This is a genomic window from Bradyrhizobium sp. BLXBL-01, assembly GCF_051853025.1.
Taxonomy (GTDB): domain Bacteria; phylum Pseudomonadota; class Alphaproteobacteria; order Rhizobiales; family Xanthobacteraceae; genus Bradyrhizobium.
Map to the genome: position 1 here is coordinate 7,037,078 of NZ_CP182471.1, position 17,336 is coordinate 7,054,413.

The following is a 17,336-nucleotide window of genomic DNA, read 5'->3' on the forward strand; positions in this document are numbered from 1 at the left end:
TTCGGTGATGACGCTTCGCGCCATTGGTATCCTGACCGCGATCGCGCTGGCGCTCCACGCCGGCATGACGTTCTATGGCGATCTGGTACGGCCGGACTTTCGCGCCCGCGACTTGTTCTCGGGCGAGATTCCGCCGGACAAGACCAAGCTTAAGGCCGCAGGTAGCCTGGCGTCTTTCTCGTGGGATGGCGACCTCCTGGCAAATTATGCAGCGGCGATGGCCGCCGACGTTCTGCACCGTCCGTCGACCGACGCAAGCGGAAGGGCCAGCGAGAGCAAGGCGGTCCAAGCCGCTGTCGTCGCGGCCTTGAAAGTCTCGCCGATCAGGCCGGCGCTCTGGCTCACGCTCGGCACGCTCCAGGCCCAGGCCGGCGAAGCGGTCACGCCCGCGGTGAAGATGTCCTATTTGACCGGGTCGGTGCCGATCGATGTTGCCTTCTCACGCGTCCGCACCGTGACTTCGAGCGCCGCTGCAACCGACGAAGAGATCAAGCTGCTGGCGCAATCCGACATCCGGTCGGCGCTGGCCAACCGCTCGCGTTACGAGCCGCTGCTGATCGCGGCCTATGTGCAGGCAACTCCGCAAGGCAAGTCGCTGCTGCTGGAGACGACCAAAGTGACCGATCCCAAATTCAACGAGATCTTGCGGCGGTACTAACTCAGCGCACCGATTTCGGGGTGACCGGCACGAAATCCTGGTCGCGGCGCGGCTGGTCGGATCGCCCCTGGTACACGAACATGCCCTTCTTGGTGGCGACGATGTCGCCTCGCTGCAGGCTGTCGTCGCGAAGCAGGCGTTCGGTCGCGACGAGGTCCGGATCTTCCGGAATCGGCTTGTAGAGCTCCGGATGATCGCGCCGCTCGCGCGCAACCTCCTTGGCACGGCGCCGCGCATCCTCGATGCGCTGCCGCCATTCGCCGCGCGAGACTTCCGGCTCGCTCGACGGAAGATAGTCGTTGATGGACGGCTCCGGCTCGGTCTGGGCACGGCATGACAGCGGTGAGGCATAGAGAGCCAATCCGACCGCAACCGCCATGGCCGCCCGAACCGGCGCGCGCGCCAGTGTCCGGCGGTCTGACAGGGACTTGCAGCGAAGGGAGCGCACTCCGATGACTCCAAAGCGGGCCGAGCGGCAGCCAGAGGGCGCCGCGACTTCAGCCGATACGGACGCCAATTGCAACATTTTCGGAACGCCGCGGCCGTCCCATCAAAAAAGCGAAAAAACAACCCCATGCACAGTAGCCGACCCCAGCCAAATCAATGGGTTACGAATTTCCCGAAATCCGACTTGGTCCGTCGGGCAAAACGGGGGTAGGATGGCATTGATCTGGAGAGAGGCCGACCGATAATCGGCCTATTTGCGATCAGCCTCGGATGAGCGCCTCAAAGACAATAACTCGGTCCCAAGGCCTCGTTAGGTCATCGCTGCTAGATTTCGGCATTCGCTGATGGAGTTGCCGTGCATGCATGCAGGACCGGTATTGCTGTTGAGTGTTACCGTTGCGATGTCCGCCATGCCTGCCCTTACGGCTCACGCCAGTCCCGCCTGCGTCAAGGAGCGTACACCGTTTGAATTGTCGCAAGACACCGTGAAATGGACGATGTCGATCGCGCCTGGAGCCGACTGCATCCAGGGACTGCGTTGGTCGTACATGCAGATCTTCAAGGTATCGGTCGTGAGCGGGCCATCACGGGGGCAATTGGCGGTGGTCGGGTCCGGCTTCCGCTATTCGGCAGAAGCCGGGGCGCGCGGCAGCGACAATTTCACGCTGCTGATCTCGGGCAAGAACCGTCACGCTCCGGGGACATCGACCCTGGAGGTCGAGGTCAATCCGCAATAGCCCGCTCCGCCTCGTGGCGGATGTTCAGCGCGACTAACGGCGGCTCGACCCGCTGCCCCGGGTTCTATTCCCGTAATAGGGACGGGCGTATCCGCCCCTCGTCACAGGCGGCTCGATCCGGCTCGGAATATTCGGCGTCGCGTTGGGCGGCGCGGGCTGCGACGGGTTGACGATGATCACGTTGCGATTGGGGCTCGAGGGGTCATTGACGCCCTGGGCCCAGGCGCCGGCAGGCACCACAAGCGCGAGTGTGATCAAGACTAAGCGTTTCATACCAGATCTCCCGGGCAAGAACGTCAGGGAGGCGAACACCGTTCCTTCACGGCGGCATCACGGTTCCTTGCGCGACCTCATCGGCGCACGGCAATCAGCTTGCCATCTCTCCAGACACCTTGGGCCGCCTTTCCGGTGGGAAGGCTCCCCACGTTCCGGACGGCGGTAGGTCGAGAGGCAGCCTGAGTGGTCTGCTTCTTTTTCTCAGGTGTCGTCACGATGCTGGAGCTCGTGGTGTTGGCCTGGTCCTTGGTCCCTTGTGCCGAAGCAGACTGAACCAGAAAGGCCGAAAACATGATTGCTGTCAAAATGCCGCGCATGGTCACACACCGGATGAAGGAGCTGGTCGAAATGTCACAGGTTTCTGCCCAAAAGCAAGCTCTACGAGACGATCGCACAGGACCTTTGCGGGGCCGGAGCATCAGCGCGTTTCACCGCGACCGACGGGGTCCGGGGTGAAAAAGCCTAGCGGAACGGCACTATCCGGGCTAGTTGATCGGTCTTGATGACCGAGACCGGCGACACCGCAGCCAACGCCTCGCAGGCGCAAGAGATCAAGGCCGGACTCGTCCGCCTGTTATCGGAGCGGATCCGCGAAGTCTCGGGCGACCCCAGGCAGATGCGGGATGTCGTCTACGAGCTGGCTCGCGTCAAGCTTCTGGAACAATTCACCCACGCCGATGCGCGGGAAGCGCGAGAGCTCCAGCAAGTCCTCGAACGCGCCATCCGGGAGGTCGAACGGTCCTTTGAGCGAAGCGGAATATCTTCACCGCCAAAGGCTGCCGCAGTTTCCGCGGCGAATTCTCCGCTGGTCGACGTCCCTGTTCCTCCGCCCATTCCGACGGCTCCCGAGACGCCGGGCCATCCTGCCGCACCGCCACGTTCGCTTGACCAGCCCAAACGGAACAGAGCCTTCAATTCGCTGGTGCGATTGAGCGCCATCCTGCTGCTGATCGCCGGGGCCGGCACCGCGATCGTCTATTGGCCACGGCTGAAGACCCAACTGAGCGCATTGTCGCAGGTGGCGCCGCTCTCCGAGCGCACGCCTGGAAGTCCCGAGCCTCAACCGACCGCGACCCCGACTCCCGCGGCGGGCGAGACCCCGGAACGGACGCCGGAGAGCCCGGCGCCGGCGGCGCACCCCTCGATGCCTTTGCCGACGACGTTCGGCGTCTACGCCTTGAGCGAGGGCCAGCTCCATGAGCTGAAGCCGGTACCCGGAAAGATTCCGGACCGGCGCGTCGCGATCTCGGCCGCCATCAACACGCCGAGCGTGACCACAGTGCCGGACGGTGATGTCAAATTCATCGTGTTCAGGCCCGATGGGGGTGTCGAGGCCGGCGGGACCGAAGTTCGGGTGATCGCGAAAGTCTCCCGCGCCATGGGCGTCGATGCGACCGGGAAAGCGGCCATGGTCAGCGCCGGCGATTCCTGGGTCATCCGCAGCATGTCCTACCCCTACAAGGTAGGACCGATCGACGACCAGTCGAGAATGCTGTTGCTGCAACCGGAGCAGGACGGCTTCACGCTCGCGCCCGGCCGCTACATCGTCTTGGTCAAGGGCATGGGCTACGACTTCACGGTCGCGGGGACGATCACCGATCCCAACCAATGCGTCGAGCGCATCAATGCGATCAACGGCGCGTTCTATTCGCCCTGCCCGCCGCCGCGACGATAACGCAGCCTTCCCGTTTTACTTGGCCGGCTTGTTGTCCTTTGGCGCATCCGCCGGCATGTCGTCGACCTTGCCGTTGTTGGCGACGCATTTCCGGAAGTACTCGCGCTGGTCCTTGCCCGTTCCCTTGGTGCTCCCCGCTGCGGGGTTGCCTATTTGTCTGGGCGGAAAGGCCTTGGCTACCGCCGCATCGCATGCCCGCGCCACTTCGACGGTAATGGCCGAGGCCGTCGCCGGCACCGCCAGGGTCAAAGCGCATGCCAGCCCAACCAATGTCCGCAAATTCTTGACCGGCACCTCGTCGCTCCTTCAGTCGGTGAATGCTTGCCGAACCATACCAAAAAGGAACGAGGCGCCAAACGGCAAAGCGGTGCCGAATTGTCATGCGTTTGCCCTGCGTGCCGGCAGGGCTGTGCACCATCTCCGAGCGCGCGCCTCATCCTTCGAGACGGCGCTAACGCGCCTCCTCAGGATGAGGCTGATCGGCGACGGTGCCCGTTGAAACTGTCGCTGCCGCGCGCTCCGTCCTCATCCTGAGGAGCCCGCTGAAAGCGGGCGTCTCGGACGCGCTCCTAGCTGTTGAGCTGCGGCGGCTTGAAATCCGGAAAGCGCGTGAGCATTGCGGTCTTGACGAACTTCAAGTGAGCAATGGTACTCGCCAATTCCTTGAGCCGGCGCTGGCCGTTCGAGATGTCGGCCGCGAAGAGATCCTGATGATAATTATCGAGCGCCTCCCGCTCGAGATATTCATCGGTGCCGTTTCCGAAGGTCACGGAAGCACGCGCAAGGGCATCGTCGACACGCCGGTTGAGCCCGGCCTGCTCCCTCTCCGCCTCCTGCAAGGCGGTTTCGATCGCCGCCAAAACAGCTCCGATCCGCACGCGGTCGGTCTCCGCATCGCGCTCGGCCGAGCGGGCCTTGAAGGTTTTGTCCTCGCGGCGGGAGCCGAGGAGATTGTGTGCGCGCGCTCTCAGGAACAGCTGAAACATCCGGGCCATCCCACATACGAGATCCAGGCGGGTACCATCGGTCAGACGTAGTTAACAAATCCTGAATCCGGCGCCCGTCCGGTCTGGCTTTGTGCGATCCATGCCCGCCAAGCTCCCTCGTGCCTGGCATAGAGCTCGAGCCAGCGGACTTCGCCGTCCGCAGCGGCGCCTACCCGTGCGCGGACCTCGGATGTGAATTGTCCTGTCTCGTTCGATGCGAGGTCCAGTGCTTCGAACTCCGCCGTCTCCTCCGGAGACAGGCCGATCAGCACACGATGCCCTTGGGCGTCGACGAAATATCTGCGCGGCGCGTTGTGCCTTGGATCAGTCATGCGCAGGGCCCTCATTCATGATCCATGGCCCTGGGCGATCCTTCAGCCGCCGCTCAAAGCTACGAACAAACGCGATCAAAACGAGGACGCAGGTCGCGCCCAGCAACGCAATCAAATACGCCATTCACGCCCACCTATGCGAGCCGCGAAAATATGGAGGCGGCTAAAGTAAAGTCTCGCCATGAATTGCTACGTTCTAGGTTGCCTTTCCGAAGCTCTCAAGAACCGCATCACGTTAACCTAACTGCGCATGGTTATCCGACCGGGCCGCACGGCGAGATCAGCTTGCGCTCACATCCGCCCATGGCCGAGCCACTACGATGGATGCTCGCTCTGCTTGGCGCCCGTCGCTGCCGGCGTGTAGGGCGCATAGAGACGATATCGTGCCGACCGCTTGCGGGAGCGCCACGCCCGCACGCCATAGCCGCAGCAAAAGCCGGCTGCAAAGATCGAAATCAAAACCAGAATTGCAAACATTTGGAATGTTCCCAATGATCGGAACGCTCCTCCCGGCTCATTTCAACGTGATGTTGTGACGACTTCAAGATCATCGGCGCTGAAAGTTTTGTCAGAGGAACATGAAGTTTGTGCAACGTGATGCTTGAAGTTTGGTCGTTGCAAGAACCACGAGCCCCAGGGGATGACGAAATCTCTCATCGTTCGAGGGAGATATCCAGCCCACGATGTTAACCCGTGTTCACTGCGGCAGCAGCCTCGAACGAAACGGTGGAATGCGCGGTACTCGGGCAATGCCGCGATCTGCAGAACAGGCACTGACACCTCGTCAAGGGCATCTGGCCGCCATCGCGAAGCCAGTGCCGACGCAGCATCCGTTGTTCTACGGAGCGTCATGCGGCAACTTCGTCGCGGTAAGGTTGAGAGGTTAGCTTAACCCGCGTTGTTTGTTGCGAACTCTCAGCGATTGCTTATCCATCTCTCGTACCGGGCTCCCCCAAGCTCGGCCCCACCCAAGCAAAGCCGTCGAGCGAACATGGGTCCGCTTGGCGGCTTTGTCGTTGTGTCGACGAGAGGATCATTTCGGTTATGGCGCGCAGGCCCTGGTCGTTCAAGGAAGATCGCCGGCTCATGGAGCTGGCCAAGTCTGCAGCCTCGCTGGAGCAGGCAGCAAAAGCTCTCGGGCGCTCGCCTGATGCGGTCAAGCGCATGGCGTTGCGGCTTGGTCTTTCGTTGAAGTCGAAGGCGGCTAAGAAGAGCTGATCGTAGCAGTGCAGCGGCGCTCGCCTCGGCTTCGTGGCCGGCCGCTGCAGTGAACGTCCAGTGACGTCGCCGATGAGACAACGGGCCGTCATGGAGGCCAAAGCGCAAAAGCGGCTTCGCAAATTCCTGCACTGAGCTTTCTTCAGCCCGCCGGCCAAGACAGAACTTTCGGACTTTGCGTCAGGCAGCGCGGCAAAGCCGTCGCCTCGGTGGGAGGAACCAAATCAACCTTGGGATGTTGGTCCGGCTCTCACAGCGAGGTCTGGCAGTGCTCCACTTTGCCATTTCCGCAGTCTTGGTCTGGCTGGCGCTCAACATCGCCTTCGTGGTGCTCCGGCTGCGGGCCGCCTGCGAGTCCGCAACGCCCCGCATCGACAGGCCCAGCCGCCCCTATCCCCAGGGCTATCGCATTTGAGAGTTTTTCCCTGCGGCCATCCTTCGAGACGCCCGCTTGAGGCGGGCTCCTCAGGATGAGGTCGGAGTGCGCGGCAGCAGTTTCAACGGGCACTGACCTGATTAGCCTCATCCTGAGGAGGCGCGTCAGCGCCGTCTCGAAGGACGAGGCGTGCGCGCAGACCGCCGCCACAAGTCATATGCGGTAGCCCTGCTCCTATCCCCTGGGTCGTTCCCGTCCGCCATCGTCTCGGACAGTGAGGGTCGATTGAGCGGGTTGCCTGCGGTGGCCCGCCCAGCCGCCGCAACCTAATTCTGCGTCCGCTTCTGGGACCCCATCCCGGGACTGGTTCCGTAGCTGGGCGTCCCCGTTCCCTTGAAGGCTCCGCCCATCGGATCCGATCCGGAGTTGGTGCCCGTGCCGCTGCGGGTCGCGGACGTGGGCTGAGTACCCGATGGCTGGTCCTTGGTTCCTTGCGCCGAGGCCACGGAGCTTCCGATTGTCAACGCCACGACGAGGCTTAACGTCCTGATCATACTGCTCAACTTTCCCTGCTTGTTTCTAGCCCTGAGCCGCCTGACCATTGGCCAGGGCATTGCGCGGCCGCCCGTTCGGGCTGGTCCCTCCGTTAAACCCTATCTTAGCCCCCGCTGGCTAGGATCAATCTCCAAGCCTGCTCGTATTTTCGCCTTGCCCTAATTCGCCTGAAACCGGATGAGATTGCTGCGACCAAGCCTTCCGTTTGCGGCGCTCGTGCTTGCGAGCATGTTGGCGTTTGGGCTGGCGGGCCATTTCGCCGCGGAGGCCGTCATCCGCCATCAACAGGCGCATCAGCTCAACGAGCTGACCGAGGTCGTTCTGCGCCGATCGGAGCTTGCCGTCGATTTTGCCGCGGGCAGCCTGGACGAACTCGCGCGGCGCAATTTCGCCAGCTGCGAGCCGGCGGCGCTGCAAGCCATCCGTCTGCACGTCTACCAGCGCTCGGCGATCAAGGACGTCCGCCTGGTCAAGCCGAACGGCTCGGTGATCTGCTCGGCCTATTCCGAGACGCTCGAATTCGACAAGGGATGGGTGGACCGCCGCGACATGCTGCCTTCGCGCGACAAGACGCTTTCGCTGTTCCGCGTCGAGCAGTTCGGCGGCGACGCCTTGGGCGTGCTCAGGGACGTCGATGGCAGCTCCGCTCTGGTCGCCATTGTCGGCATCAATGCCAGCCTGTTCGATATCATGCCGGCCGAGCTGCGCGCGCACAGCCAGGTGATCCTCGCCTTGAGCAATGGCGAGAAGCTCGGCGAATTCCAGACCGACGCCGGCAAGTCTCTGCCGGCGCCGATCAGCTTCGAGCGGACGTCCGCTCGGCTGCCGCTTCATGCCACGATCCAGCTCGAGCACGCGGTGCTGTCGAGCTGGAATAACGAGGCCTATTGGCCCACGCTCGCAGTGGCCCTCGGACTTGGCGCGATCTTCGGCATCCTGCTGGCACGCAGCCGTCGCATGGAGGGACCAGTCGCCGATCTCGACCGGGCGCTGACGGCCGGCGAATTCAAGCCATATTACCAACCCATCTTCGACCTCCGGACCGGTCGGATCAAGGGTTGCGAGATTCTGGTTCGCTGGCTGCGCCGCGATGGCTCGGTCGTCCCGCCGATGAATTTCATTCCGCTCGCCGAATCCAGCGGACGCATCCAGGCGATGACCTGGCAGATCCTGGGATCGGCGCTCACCGAGCTCAGGCCATTGCTCAGGGCCGACAAGAATTTCAAGCTGTCGCTGAACGTCGTGCCCAAGCACCTCCTGAGTGCGGGCTTCGTCGAAACGCTGCGGCGCACGGTTCTGACGGCACGAATCTCCGCGCGCCAGATCGTGGTCGAGATCACCGAGCGCGACGAATTGGATGATCTGGCGCGCGCCGCTTCGGTCGTGGCCGAGCTGCGAGACCGCGGCTTCCGCGTCGCCATCGACGACGTCGGCGTCGGCCATAGCGGACTGTCGCGGCTGAAGGGCCTCGGCGCCGATACGATCAAGATCGACAAGTTCTTCGTGGACACGATCACGGTGGACGCATCGACGACCACGATCGTGGAAATGCTGGTGGCGCTCGCGAAAGACCTCAATATGAGCGTGGTCGCGGAAGGCATCGAGACCGAGGAGCAGCTGCGCGCATTGCTCGCCTCCGGCGTCGAGGAAGGCCAAGGCTATCTGGTTGCGCCGCCCCTGCCCGCCGCAAAATTCAATGAGCTCCTCGAGTCGCGCCGGGTTGCGCAGTCGGGCGCGGCGACATCCGGTACGACGGCTTTGGTGGCCTGATTGCCGGCGCTCATAGCCGCCGAGGCTTTAACGATACTTTCTAACGATATTTTCCGCTTTCAAACCGGAGCGGCGAGCAAGCTTGTATGTTGGGGCCATGCGCAGGAGCCACCTCATAACAGCCGCGAGCATCTGTCTGGCGCTGATCGTCTATGCCACGCTGGCGAAGCTGTCGGGACGGCCTGCGCTGCTAGGGCACCACGAGGCCTATTGGGTCGTCGTGATCGAGCGCTTCAGCGCCTATGGCCTGCTCGGCTTCCTGCTGTCGTTCCTGCTGCCGGGACGGTTCAGCCTGGCATGCTCGCTCGTCATCGCGGTCGCCATGGGGCTGGAGCTGATGCAAGCGTTCATACCCGACCGCGATCCAGGCTTTCTCGACGTGCTGCAGAAGGCGGCAGGAGGCACCGTGGGCGTCATGCTCGCACAGATGATCCTGGCGTTCCTGCCCAGACCACCGTCCTGAAGCGGCGCGCATTGCCTCCGCGCAATGACCGGGCGCCCCGGTCCTCACTTCATCATCTGACCGCGCAACTCACCGCCTGGGTTCGCGGCGGTGTGAATGTTCGCGTACCATTTTCCGCCCAACAGATCTGCCGCCTGCGCGTCGGTAAGGGTGGCGCTGCCTTGGATCGGGCTTTGCGCCGTCTTGAACGGCAGGGCGATGCCGGCATTCTTTCCGGCCTCGCCGGGGCCGTGAAAATGCGCTCCCATCGCCGGTCCCGTCAGCCCGGTAAAGGTGACGACGTAGGTCAGGACCTTCGTTTCAGTGTCGTAGCTCGCCTCCGCCTTGCCCGATCCGGTCGAGCTGTTCGGCGGCACCTCGTTGCTTCCCTTGAGTTCCGCTTGCAGCTTCACGACCTCCGCACCGGCCGTTCCGCCCGTCGCGCTGACGCCTCCGACCAGCGCCAGCGCTCCCAACAGCGCCACGGACCGTCGACACACGGCTTTGCTCATGCACTTCCTCCTGCGGATTCTGCTCGTCCCGCGATGAAAACACCGAGGACTGCCGGACATTCCACCACAGAGCTTATGCTGATTCGGGACAACGCTTGCGGGAATTAGACCTTCACAAGCGCATCACGCGCCGGCTCAAGCCGCCCCGCGCCTCGTGTGACGCCCGGAGGGAACCAGGAGCTCGGCCATCTGGCGGTGGGTGTCGTGCAGCGCTTCAATGGCGCAGTCGAGATCGAAATCCGCCTCGCGAACCGACGCGAAGAACTTGGCCGTCAGTGCCAGATCGAGCTTGACACGCGTTGCGCCGTCGCGGCTCTTGCGACGATCGAGCGACAGATGGATGGCGCGGTTCCGGGCTTCCGTTGCACCGCAGCCGCAAAGCGCGCCGAGCTCGTCATATGTCATCCAGATTTGAGGCATGTTCTTCCACCACACTCGATCGATCGCGGACTGGATAGCTCTCGCTTCTAAAGGCAGAGTTGCTGCAGCGCGAATTCGGGACAACAACGTCAATGCGATGCTAACCGGGCGGCAGGCGCGAATGGAATTGCGCGGAATTGTTGCCGATCCGGTTTTACTTCGGCGAACCCGTCGTGAACCGATGCCGCGGCCGTGAACGGCTGTCGAGCCTCTTGGGCAGCTTGTCGGCCTTGAGCTTGACGACCGCGCCTCGGGCGTCGGGAGCCGGCGCCTCTTCCTGGCTGTAGATCAGCGTCACTTCGAAGCTCACGTCGGGCGCTTCGCGGGCCGTTCCCGAGCAGGTCGCCATCGCACCACTATAGACGCCGGAGAGCTCGACCTCGACCTCGTCGAGCCCGAACACGGTCGGCGGCCCGTCCGCATGTCGCCGCGTGGTCAGGACGGCCGTGAAATGCCGGTCGTCCTCGAACTGATAGGAGCCGCCATAGTTGAAGAAGCTGTCGCTGCCCGAGATTCGTCCCTGGGCCAGATGCACGATACCCGTGCCTTGCGCGTGCGCGGTTCTGAACCACGCCGCGTATTTGCCCTCTTTCAGCATGGAAACATCCACCCGTGATTTCCACGCGTATTTGCAACGAAGCTCGAGCCGCGACAATGACCGACACGGCGAGCATTCCGCCACGGTTAATGCCCTGCAAAACCAATCCGTCAATTGCTGCAGGGCGCCGCGAGGTGGTGCCCGCAGCACCGTCAAAACAATTCGATGCCGTCGTCGGCAGCCTCGACAGCCTCGGCCCGGCATGCGGTGGCAACCGAGGTCAGCCCGAGCGTCTGCAGGAATTGGCGGTGGACGTCCCGCTCGCGCTCCATCGTGTAGCGCGCAAACAGCGCATCGAGCATCGCTTCGTCCTGCGCTTGCGGCCGCGGCTTCTGGCCGCCCGCGCTCGCGGTCTCGAGCCGCGCAGCGACCGCGGGCAACGCCGCGGAACCTTCGCCGAGCGTGCTCATCAGGCCTTGCGCCGAATTCATCAGCCGCTCGAATTCCGCACCTTCATCGACGAGCCGGCTCATCAGCTTGCCGAGCCGTTCATTGCCAGCCTCGACCTCGCGCAGCGCCTGGAGAATCTGCGGCTCGAGCTGGGTGAGCCGGGTGGGATCGCCCTGCACGCGAAGCTGCTTCAGCTCCCTCGCCGAGCGCTCGATGCCGTCGAGCACGGGCCTCAAGCGTCCCGCGCCCAGCGAGACCTGGTCGGCGGTGGCCTTCAGCTCGTTGGCGATGACGACGAAGGCGCTGCCGCGGCTGCCGAGATGGCTGGCCTTCAGGCCCGCATTCATGCCGATCAGCGTGATGTCGACGGTCGCCTCGGCGAGCCCGGCGATCGCCTGGCGGAATTTCGTCAGCGTGTCCTCGACGATCGCGAGCGCCTCGTCGACCGAGCGGCCGGCGCCTTCGCAGGTCGTAATCAGCGTCGAGGCGTGCGCCAGCGTCTGCTTGATGCGCGCCAGGAACGAGGACGCGCCGCCGTCCTCGCCGCCGAACAGCGTGCGGCCATGACCGACGACACTGCCCGCGTCGTGCAGGATGGCGGTCAGCGCGCGAACGATCTGGCCGATGTCGCCGCCGAACTCGCGCTGGGCATCCCTGAGCTGGGCCGCCTGCAATTGACAGATCGTGCGCGCGCCGTCCTCGCTCGCGACAGGTTCGGGAGCGAGGCTCGGGGCGGGCCCCGAAGCGAGGCTGAGGCCGTGAGCGACATGCTCCAGGCGCTGGCGCGTGCTGTCGCCGGCCTGCAAGGAGATGATCGCGCTGCCGACCGCCTCGGCGATCTTCCTGGTGCTGGCGCTCGCGAGATCGGCGAGATGGCTGCTGTTGCTGCGCTGATCGCGCAATCCGGCATAGGCGGAGCCGAGCTCGGCGCTCTCCGCCGCCAGTTGATTGCGGTAACGGCTCTCGAACTCCTTCTGCCGGCCGGATGCGGTGGCGACCGCCTCGGACAGCCGCTGCTGATCGCGCGCGCAGCCCTCGATCGCGCCCTGCACCGCCTTGCCGAGATCGTAGGCCTCCTGCGTGAAGGCGAGGAAGCCCTCGCGATCGCCGTCGAGCGAGGCCGCCTCGATCCGCGCGCTGCGGGCGATGATGGTGATCATCTGGATGTGCTTGAACAGCGGCTTGAGCAGAGTAGACGCCTCCGCCGTGCTCTTGCCGATGGTCTCGAGCAGGGCGGTCTCGGCCGGCAGCGCCTGCGCCAGCTCGCTGAGCCGCGCAGCGATCTCCTGCAGCGCCGTCGCGGCGCCCTCGATCTCTGCGCCGGAGAGCTCGGCGGAAAGCGCCGCGAGACCCTGGTTCAGCTCCTTGAAGATGAGATGGCCGCGTCCGAGCTCGTGGCCGACGCGCGCGAACACGTCCTCGATGCGCGAGGAGACGCCCTCGATCCCTGCGATCGCCTCGGTGAGCGTATTGGCTGGAATGAGCGACATTGCCGTCAGCCTGCCACCGCGGGATGTCCGGCCTGGTACCAGAGCATGATCTCGCGCGGGATCTGGTGCAGCGAAACGATCTTCTCGACACCGCCATGGGCGATGGCTTCCTTGGGCATGCCGAATACCACGGAGCTGTCTTCATCCTGCGCGCGCGTCGCGGCGCCGAGCTTCTTCATCTCCAGCATGCCGCGCGCGCCGTCATCGCCCATGCCGGTCATGATGACGCCGAGGGCGTTGGCGCCGGCATGCTGGGCGGCAGAGCGGAATAGCACGTCGACGGAAGGGCGATGCCGCGACACCGGCGGGCCGTCCTTGATCGCGATCTGGTAGCGCAGGCCGATGCGCTGCAGCAGCATGTGCCGCGCGCCGGGTGCGATATAGGCCCAGCCCGGCAGCACCGGCTCACCGTCCTCGGCCTCCTTGACCCTGATCTGGCAGATGCCGTCGAGACGCTTGGCAAAGGCGGCGGTAAAGCCCGCGGGCATGTGCTGGACGATGAGAAGCGGCGGGCAATGCGGCGGCAGCATCTCGAGGACGTCGTTGAGCGCTTCGGTGCCGCCGGTCGAGGCGCCGATGCACACGATGCGTTCCGTGGTCGGCCGCACCCTGCCCTGCACCGGCGGCGGGATGATGGCATCGGCGGTCAGCTTCTTCTCGATGGCGCGGCGCTCCGCCCGCGGACGCACCCGCGCGCGCGCGGCCGACTTCACGGCCTCGCGCAGCCGCGTCGAGCATTCGAGCAGCGCCTGCCGCGTGTCGATCTTCGGCTTCGGCACGATGTCGACGGCACCGGCCTCGAACGCCTCGAACATCACGTTCGAGCCTTCTTCCGTCAGCGAGGAGCAGATGATCACCGGGATCGGATGCTGCGCCATGATCTTGCGCAGGAAGGTCAGGCCGTCCATGCGCGGCATTTCGAGATCGAGGATGATGACGTCGGGCAGCTCCTTCTCGAGCCGTCTGGCTGCAACGAACGGGTCGGACGCCGTCGCCATCACCTCGATCTCGGGATCTTCGGACAGGATCGTCAGCAGGATTTGGCGCACCGACGCCGAATCGTCCACGATCAGCACGCGAACTTTCTCCCCTGGCATTGTCGTTGCGCTCCGCCTAGACCTGGAAGATGGTTGGCTGAACCTGCTTCAGCCCGGGCACCGCACTGTGAATCATCGACTCCGAATGCCCGACCAGCAGATAGCCGCCCGGACGCAGATGGCCGCACAATTGCTCGACCACCTTGCGCTGGGTCTCGCGCTCGAAATAGATCAGGACGTTGCGGCAGAAGATGATGTCGACGTCACGATCGACGGGATAGGACTTGTCCATGAGGTTCATCCTCATGAAGTGCGTCACGCGCCGCAGCTCGGGTATGATCCGCACTTCGCCGCGCGATTTGTCGCGCGAGGACGAGAAATAGCGTTTCACGAACGGCTCCGGCACCGGCGCGAGCACGTCGCGGGTGTAGATCGCGGTCCTGGCGAGGCGTAGCACCGCGGTCGAGATGTCGGTGCCGAGGATGCGATACTGGAAGCGCGAGCCGTTCCGCGTCATGTCGTCCAGCACCATCGCGGTGGTGTAGGCCTCCATGCCGGTGGAGCTCGCCGAGCTCCAGATCTTCAGGTTGGCATCCTTGCGTCCATGCGATCTGAGCAAAGCGGGGACCGCGACGTCCCTCATGAACGTGAAGTGCTGCGGCTCGCGGAAGAAGTCGGTCTTGTTGGTCGTCACCACATCGATGAGATGGGTCAGCTCGGTCTCGAAATGATCCACCTCGAACAGGTTCTCGACATATTCGTTGAGGCCGGTGAAGTTCAGCGCACGCACGCGCTTGTGCAGCCGCCCCTCCAGCATCAGCCGCTTGCCCTGCGGCAGCTTGATGCCGACCTGGCTCTCGATCAATTCGGCGATGGTCCGGAAATGGCGGTCGGACAGATGCACGGCCGTATCCTGCAGGGCGGGCATCATGGACGACGATCCTGGTTCCTGGCGGCCGCCTGCACTGAATGTGGGGCCATCCTGGCCATCTTGAATCCTACACGTCTACGCAATGACTGAAGACGGATCGGCCCCAAATTGGGAGGCCGATCCCACAAAGACAATCAGCGCTGGAACTCGGCGTCCCGGTCGTCCTCGCCGTCGTTCATGTCGAAAGCAAAGCCGCCGCCGCCGGCGACCTTCAGCGCGCGGGCCGGCTTGGCCTGCGGCTTCTTGGCCGGACGCTCGGCCGCCGCCATGGTCGCCGCCTTGGCGCGCAGCTGGTTGACCGCGCGGTCGATCGGCGCGGCCGCCTGGCTCTTTGCGCCCTGCTCGATGCGGAAATAGGCGATGGTCGACTGCAGCTGCTCGGCCTGCGAGGCCAGTTCCTCCGAGGTCGAGGACACCTGCTCGGATGCGCTGGCGTTCTGCTGGCCGACCTTGTCGAGCTGCTGGATCGCCTGGTTGATCTGGGCCGAACCGACGTCCTGCTCGCGGCAGGCCGCGGTGATCTCCTCGACCAGCTCGGCCGTCTTCTTGATGTCGGGAACGAGCTTCGCCAGCATCGCGCCGGCATCCTGCGCGACCTTCACCGTATCGGCCGAGAGCGTGCCGATCTCGGCCGCGGCCGCCTGGCTGCGTTCGGCGAGCTTGCGCACTTCGGAGGCGACCACTGCAAAGCCCTTGCCGTGCTCGCCGGCACGCGCGGCTTCGACCGCCGCGTTGAGCGCGAGCAGGTCGGTCTGCCGCGCGATCTCCTGCACGATCGTGATCTTCTCGGCGATGGTCTGCATCGCGTTGACGGCGCGGCCCACGGCGGCGCCGGAGGCTTCCGCGTCCTTGGCGGACTGCGCGGCGATCTTCTCGGTCTGGTTGGCGTTGTCCGCATTCTGCTTCACGTTGGAGGCCATCTCCTCCATCGAGGAGGAGGCCTCCTCGGCGGACGAGGCCTGCTCGGTCGCACCCTGCGACAGCTGCTCGGCGCTGGCGGAGAGCTCCTGGCTGCCGGCGGAGACGTTCTGCGCCGCGGTCAGCGCTTCCGACACGATCTGCCGGAGTTTCTCGACCATGCGCTCGAGCGCGAGGCCCAGCGTGTCCTTGTCCGACAGCGGCTTGGCTTCGACCATGAGATTGCCTTGTGCGATCTCGTTGGCGACCGCCGCCGTGGCATTCAAGTTCACCGTCATCGCATTCAGCGACTTGATGAGGTCGCCGATCTCGTCATTGCTGGAGGACTCGATCTTGCGGCTGAGATCGCCGATCGCAACTGCATCGGCAAGCCCGACGGCCTGCCCCAGCGAGCGGCTGATATTGAGCGCGATCCAGGTCGCGGCAACGGCAGCGATCACGAGCGAGGCGAGAACCAGGCTCATCAGTATGATCTCCGCGCGGGAGCCGTCCTGTCTGGCCTGCTCGGCCTGGTCAGCCATGTTCTTCTTGACGTTCAGGATGTAGGCGTTTGCCGCGTCCAGCGCGTCCGCGACCACCTTGCGGCCGTCATGCATCGAACGATCCATCGCCTTGGCCTTGTCGGTCCTGGCCAGCTTGACCGTCTCATCCTGATAGGCATTCATCTTGGAATACGCAGCAGAGAAGCCGTCGATCAGCTTCTTGCCGTTTTCCGAGGCCGCGGCGTGGATTTCCTCCTTGAGCTTCAGCAGCTGCTCACGGGTCTTGGCGAGGTCCGCGACGAACTGGTCATATTCGGCGTCCGAAGCCAGGATGGAGTTCTTCTCGGCGCGAAGCTGAAAGAGGATACCCTCCTTGAGCCCGGAGGCCTTCTCCATGCGGCCCGCGCGGCTAACCAGACTTTCGGTGGTGCCGACCATGTCGGCCAGCTTCATGTAACCGACCGCACCGGCGATGATGGATAACAGGATGACGACGCCGAATGCGCTGGCAAGCTTGGCTTTGACGGTGAATCTCATGTCAGTCTCGTTGGTTCGAATTGGGGTGCTTACGCTTGACCACGCTTCACTCTCGCAAACTCAGGCGGCGCGAGGCGCGTCCGCACCGGCGTCGCGCCCTTCCGGAATCTTGTCGTTCGCCATCAACTTGGCGAGGTCGAAGATGACGACGAACTTTTCGCCCTTGCGGCCGATGCCGGCGGCATAATCGGATTGCCATTTGCCGCCGACCTCGGGGATGGGCTCGATCGCCTGCTCGTCGATGTCGGTGACCTCGAATACGCAATCGGCGACGAAGCCGACGCCGACCAGGCGGTCCTTCATCGGCACGTCGAGGATGATGATGCGGGTGGCTTCGGTGGCCGGCACGCTCGGCAGGCCGAGCTTGGTCCGGAGGTCGACGATCGGATAGCCGCTGCCGCGCACGTCGATCATGCCGAGCAGGAAGTTCGGGGCGTGCGGAAGCCGCGAGATCGGACGCATGTCGAGGATCTCACGGACATTGCGGATGCTGATGCCGAACGTCTCGCCGGCGAGCCCGAGCGTCAGATATTGCGAGGTTGCGGCCAT

The 17,336-nt window shown here is 64.1% G+C and carries 21 protein-coding genes; 7 read left to right on the forward strand and 14 right to left on the reverse strand.

All coding sequences use genetic code 11. From position 1 onward, the window contains the following. The first annotated feature begins 7 nt into the window (after positions 1 to 7). A complete protein-coding gene (locus ACNJYA_RS32580; protein WP_439364461.1) occupies positions 8 to 658 on the forward strand; it encodes a hypothetical protein in 651 nt (216 codons plus the stop codon). A gap of 1 nt (position 659) precedes the next feature. Here the strand turns inward: ACNJYA_RS32580 and ACNJYA_RS32585 are convergent, their stop codons facing one another. Then, positions 660 to 1,106: a hypothetical protein gene (locus ACNJYA_RS32585; protein ID WP_439401383.1), complete on the reverse strand. Its 447-nt coding sequence runs from the start codon at positions 1,104 to 1,106 to the stop codon at positions 660 to 662. Positions 1,107 to 1,464: 358 nt separating this feature from the next. On the opposite strand from ACNJYA_RS32585, the gene ACNJYA_RS32590 reads away from it, so the two are divergent. Further along, a complete protein-coding gene (locus ACNJYA_RS32590; protein ID WP_439364463.1) occupies positions 1,465 to 1,842 on the forward strand; it encodes a hypothetical protein in 378 nt (125 codons plus the stop codon). Positions 1,843 to 1,875: 33 nt separating this feature from the next. Here ACNJYA_RS32590 and ACNJYA_RS32595 read toward each other — a convergent pair whose 3' ends face one another. After that, on the reverse strand, positions 1,876 to 2,115 hold the full coding sequence (locus ACNJYA_RS32595) for a hypothetical protein (protein WP_172785741.1): 240 nt from the start codon (positions 2,113 to 2,115) through the stop codon (positions 1,876 to 1,878). A gap of 505 nt (positions 2,116 to 2,620) precedes the next feature. Between ACNJYA_RS32595 and ACNJYA_RS32600 the strand changes: the two genes are divergently transcribed. After that, on the forward strand, positions 2,621 to 3,793 hold the full coding sequence (locus ACNJYA_RS32600; protein WP_439401384.1) for a hypothetical protein: 1,173 nt from the start codon (positions 2,621 to 2,623) through the stop codon (positions 3,791 to 3,793). 15 nt (positions 3,794 to 3,808) lie between these two features. Here ACNJYA_RS32600 and ACNJYA_RS32605 read toward each other — a convergent pair whose 3' ends face one another. From ACNJYA_RS32605 to ACNJYA_RS32620, 4 genes are all read right to left on the reverse strand, one after another. Then, a complete protein-coding gene (locus tag ACNJYA_RS32605; RefSeq protein WP_257187486.1) occupies positions 3,809 to 4,087 on the reverse strand; it encodes a hypothetical protein in 279 nt (92 codons plus the stop codon). Positions 4,088 to 4,362: 275 nt separating this feature from the next. Then, entirely contained in the window at positions 4,363 to 4,779 is a 417-nt protein-coding gene (locus ACNJYA_RS32610; RefSeq protein WP_172785739.1) for a hypothetical protein, read from the reverse strand. Positions 4,780 to 4,820: 41 nt separating this feature from the next. Next, complete coding sequence (locus tag ACNJYA_RS32615; protein ID WP_172785738.1) at positions 4,821 to 5,111, reverse strand: hypothetical protein; 291 nt, start codon at positions 5,109 to 5,111, stop codon at positions 4,821 to 4,823. Between the two features lie 315 nt (positions 5,112 to 5,426). Next, positions 5,427 to 5,588, reverse strand: a complete 162-nt coding sequence (locus tag ACNJYA_RS32620; protein WP_439401385.1) for a hypothetical protein — start codon at positions 5,586 to 5,588, stop codon at positions 5,427 to 5,429. 609 nt (positions 5,589 to 6,197) lie between these two features. On the opposite strand from ACNJYA_RS32620, the gene ACNJYA_RS32625 reads away from it, so the two are divergent. The 4 genes from ACNJYA_RS32625 to ACNJYA_RS32640 all read left to right on the forward strand — a co-directional run bounded on the left by ACNJYA_RS32625 (position 6,198) and on the right by ACNJYA_RS32640 (position 9,493). Beyond that, positions 6,198 to 6,329, forward strand: a complete 132-nt coding sequence (locus ACNJYA_RS32625; protein WP_257187612.1) for a hypothetical protein — start codon at positions 6,198 to 6,200, stop codon at positions 6,327 to 6,329. A 268-nt stretch (positions 6,330 to 6,597) separates the two neighbouring features. Beyond that, complete coding sequence (locus tag ACNJYA_RS32630) at positions 6,598 to 6,744, forward strand: hypothetical protein (protein WP_439401386.1); 147 nt, start codon at positions 6,598 to 6,600, stop codon at positions 6,742 to 6,744. A gap of 693 nt (positions 6,745 to 7,437) precedes the next feature. Next, on the forward strand, positions 7,438 to 9,030 hold the full coding sequence (locus ACNJYA_RS32635) for an EAL domain-containing protein (protein WP_439401387.1): 1,593 nt from the start codon (positions 7,438 to 7,440) through the stop codon (positions 9,028 to 9,030). 97 nt (positions 9,031 to 9,127) lie between these two features. Further along, positions 9,128 to 9,493, forward strand: a complete 366-nt coding sequence (locus ACNJYA_RS32640; protein WP_172785734.1) for a VanZ family protein — start codon at positions 9,128 to 9,130, stop codon at positions 9,491 to 9,493. A gap of 44 nt (positions 9,494 to 9,537) precedes the next feature. On the opposite strand, the gene ACNJYA_RS32645 is transcribed toward ACNJYA_RS32640, so the two are convergent. The 8 genes from ACNJYA_RS32645 to ACNJYA_RS32680 all read right to left on the reverse strand — a co-directional run bounded on the left by ACNJYA_RS32645 (position 9,538) and on the right by ACNJYA_RS32680 (position 17,336). Further along, positions 9,538 to 9,984 (reverse strand): CHRD domain-containing protein, encoded by a 447-nt coding sequence (locus tag ACNJYA_RS32645; RefSeq protein ID WP_439364466.1) that lies wholly within the window; start codon positions 9,982 to 9,984, stop codon positions 9,538 to 9,540. 135 nt (positions 9,985 to 10,119) lie between these two features. Beyond that, positions 10,120 to 10,404, reverse strand: coding sequence for a hypothetical protein (locus tag ACNJYA_RS32650; RefSeq protein WP_172785732.1), 285 nt, complete (start codon positions 10,402 to 10,404; stop codon positions 10,120 to 10,122). Between the two features lie 154 nt (positions 10,405 to 10,558). Further along, entirely contained in the window at positions 10,559 to 11,002 is a 444-nt protein-coding gene (locus ACNJYA_RS32655) for a hypothetical protein (RefSeq protein ID WP_172785731.1), read from the reverse strand. 152 nt (positions 11,003 to 11,154) lie between these two features. Continuing rightward, positions 11,155 to 12,882: a chemotaxis protein gene (locus ACNJYA_RS32660; RefSeq protein ID WP_439401388.1), complete on the reverse strand. Its 1,728-nt coding sequence runs from the start codon at positions 12,880 to 12,882 to the stop codon at positions 11,155 to 11,157. Between the two features lie 5 nt (positions 12,883 to 12,887). After that, positions 12,888 to 13,979 (reverse strand): protein-glutamate methylesterase/protein-glutamine glutaminase, encoded by a 1,092-nt coding sequence (locus tag ACNJYA_RS32665; protein ID WP_439401389.1) that lies wholly within the window; start codon positions 13,977 to 13,979, stop codon positions 12,888 to 12,890. Positions 13,980 to 13,995: 16 nt separating this feature from the next. Continuing rightward, entirely contained in the window at positions 13,996 to 14,850 is an 855-nt protein-coding gene (locus ACNJYA_RS32670; protein ID WP_439401390.1) for a CheR family methyltransferase, read from the reverse strand. A gap of 134 nt (positions 14,851 to 14,984) precedes the next feature. Beyond that, entirely contained in the window at positions 14,985 to 16,787 is a 1,803-nt protein-coding gene (locus tag ACNJYA_RS32675) for a methyl-accepting chemotaxis protein (protein WP_439401391.1), read from the reverse strand. A 60-nt stretch (positions 16,788 to 16,847) separates the two neighbouring features. Further along, a complete protein-coding gene (locus tag ACNJYA_RS32680) occupies positions 16,848 to 17,336 on the reverse strand; it encodes a chemotaxis protein CheW (protein ID WP_100231558.1) in 489 nt (162 codons plus the stop codon).

What these genes read in the sequence shown, in the direction of transcription:
- ACNJYA_RS32580 (WP_439364461.1), top strand. Translation starts at nt 8, where the DNA reads ATGACGCTTCGCGCCATTGGTATCCTGACCGCGATCGCGCTGGCGCTC.
- ACNJYA_RS32590 (WP_439364463.1), top strand. Translation starts at nt 1,465, where the DNA reads ATGCATGCAGGACCGGTATTGCTGTTGAGTGTTACCGTTGCGATGTCC.
- ACNJYA_RS32595 (WP_172785741.1), bottom strand. Translation starts at nt 2,115, where the DNA reads ATGAAACGCTTAGTCTTGATCACACTCGCGCTTGTGGTGCCTGCCGGC.
- ACNJYA_RS32600 (WP_439401384.1), top strand. Translation starts at nt 2,621, where the DNA reads ATGACCGAGACCGGCGACACCGCAGCCAACGCCTCGCAGGCGCAAGAG.
- ACNJYA_RS32610 (WP_172785739.1), bottom strand. Translation starts at nt 4,779, where the DNA reads ATGTTTCAGCTGTTCCTGAGAGCGCGCGCACACAATCTCCTCGGCTCC.
- ACNJYA_RS32615 (WP_172785738.1), bottom strand. Translation starts at nt 5,111, where the DNA reads ATGACTGATCCAAGGCACAACGCGCCGCGCAGATATTTCGTCGACGCC.
- ACNJYA_RS32620 (WP_439401385.1), bottom strand. Translation starts at nt 5,588, where the DNA reads ATGTTTGCAATTCTGGTTTTGATTTCGATCTTTGCAGCCGGCTTTTGC.
- ACNJYA_RS32625 (WP_257187612.1), top strand. Translation starts at nt 6,198, where the DNA reads ATGGAGCTGGCCAAGTCTGCAGCCTCGCTGGAGCAGGCAGCAAAAGCT.
- ACNJYA_RS32635 (WP_439401387.1), top strand. Translation starts at nt 7,438, where the DNA reads ATGAGATTGCTGCGACCAAGCCTTCCGTTTGCGGCGCTCGTGCTTGCG.
- ACNJYA_RS32640 (WP_172785734.1), top strand. Translation starts at nt 9,128, where the DNA reads ATGCGCAGGAGCCACCTCATAACAGCCGCGAGCATCTGTCTGGCGCTG.
- ACNJYA_RS32645 (WP_439364466.1), bottom strand. Translation starts at nt 9,984, where the DNA reads ATGAGCAAAGCCGTGTGTCGACGGTCCGTGGCGCTGTTGGGAGCGCTG.
- ACNJYA_RS32650 (WP_172785732.1), bottom strand. Translation starts at nt 10,404, where the DNA reads ATGCCTCAAATCTGGATGACATATGACGAGCTCGGCGCGCTTTGCGGC.
- ACNJYA_RS32655 (WP_172785731.1), bottom strand. Translation starts at nt 11,002, where the DNA reads ATGCTGAAAGAGGGCAAATACGCGGCGTGGTTCAGAACCGCGCACGCG.
- ACNJYA_RS32660 (WP_439401388.1), bottom strand. Translation starts at nt 12,882, where the DNA reads ATGTCGCTCATTCCAGCCAATACGCTCACCGAGGCGATCGCAGGGATC.
- ACNJYA_RS32665 (WP_439401389.1), bottom strand. Translation starts at nt 13,979, where the DNA reads ATGCCAGGGGAGAAAGTTCGCGTGCTGATCGTGGACGATTCGGCGTCG.
- ACNJYA_RS32670 (WP_439401390.1), bottom strand. Translation starts at nt 14,850, where the DNA reads ATGATGCCCGCCCTGCAGGATACGGCCGTGCATCTGTCCGACCGCCAT.
- ACNJYA_RS32675 (WP_439401391.1), bottom strand. Translation starts at nt 16,787, where the DNA reads ATGAGATTCACCGTCAAAGCCAAGCTTGCCAGCGCATTCGGCGTCGTC.
- ACNJYA_RS32680 (WP_100231558.1), bottom strand. Translation starts at nt 17,336, where the DNA reads ATGGCCGCAACCTCGCAATATCTGACGCTCGGGCTCGCCGGCGAGACG.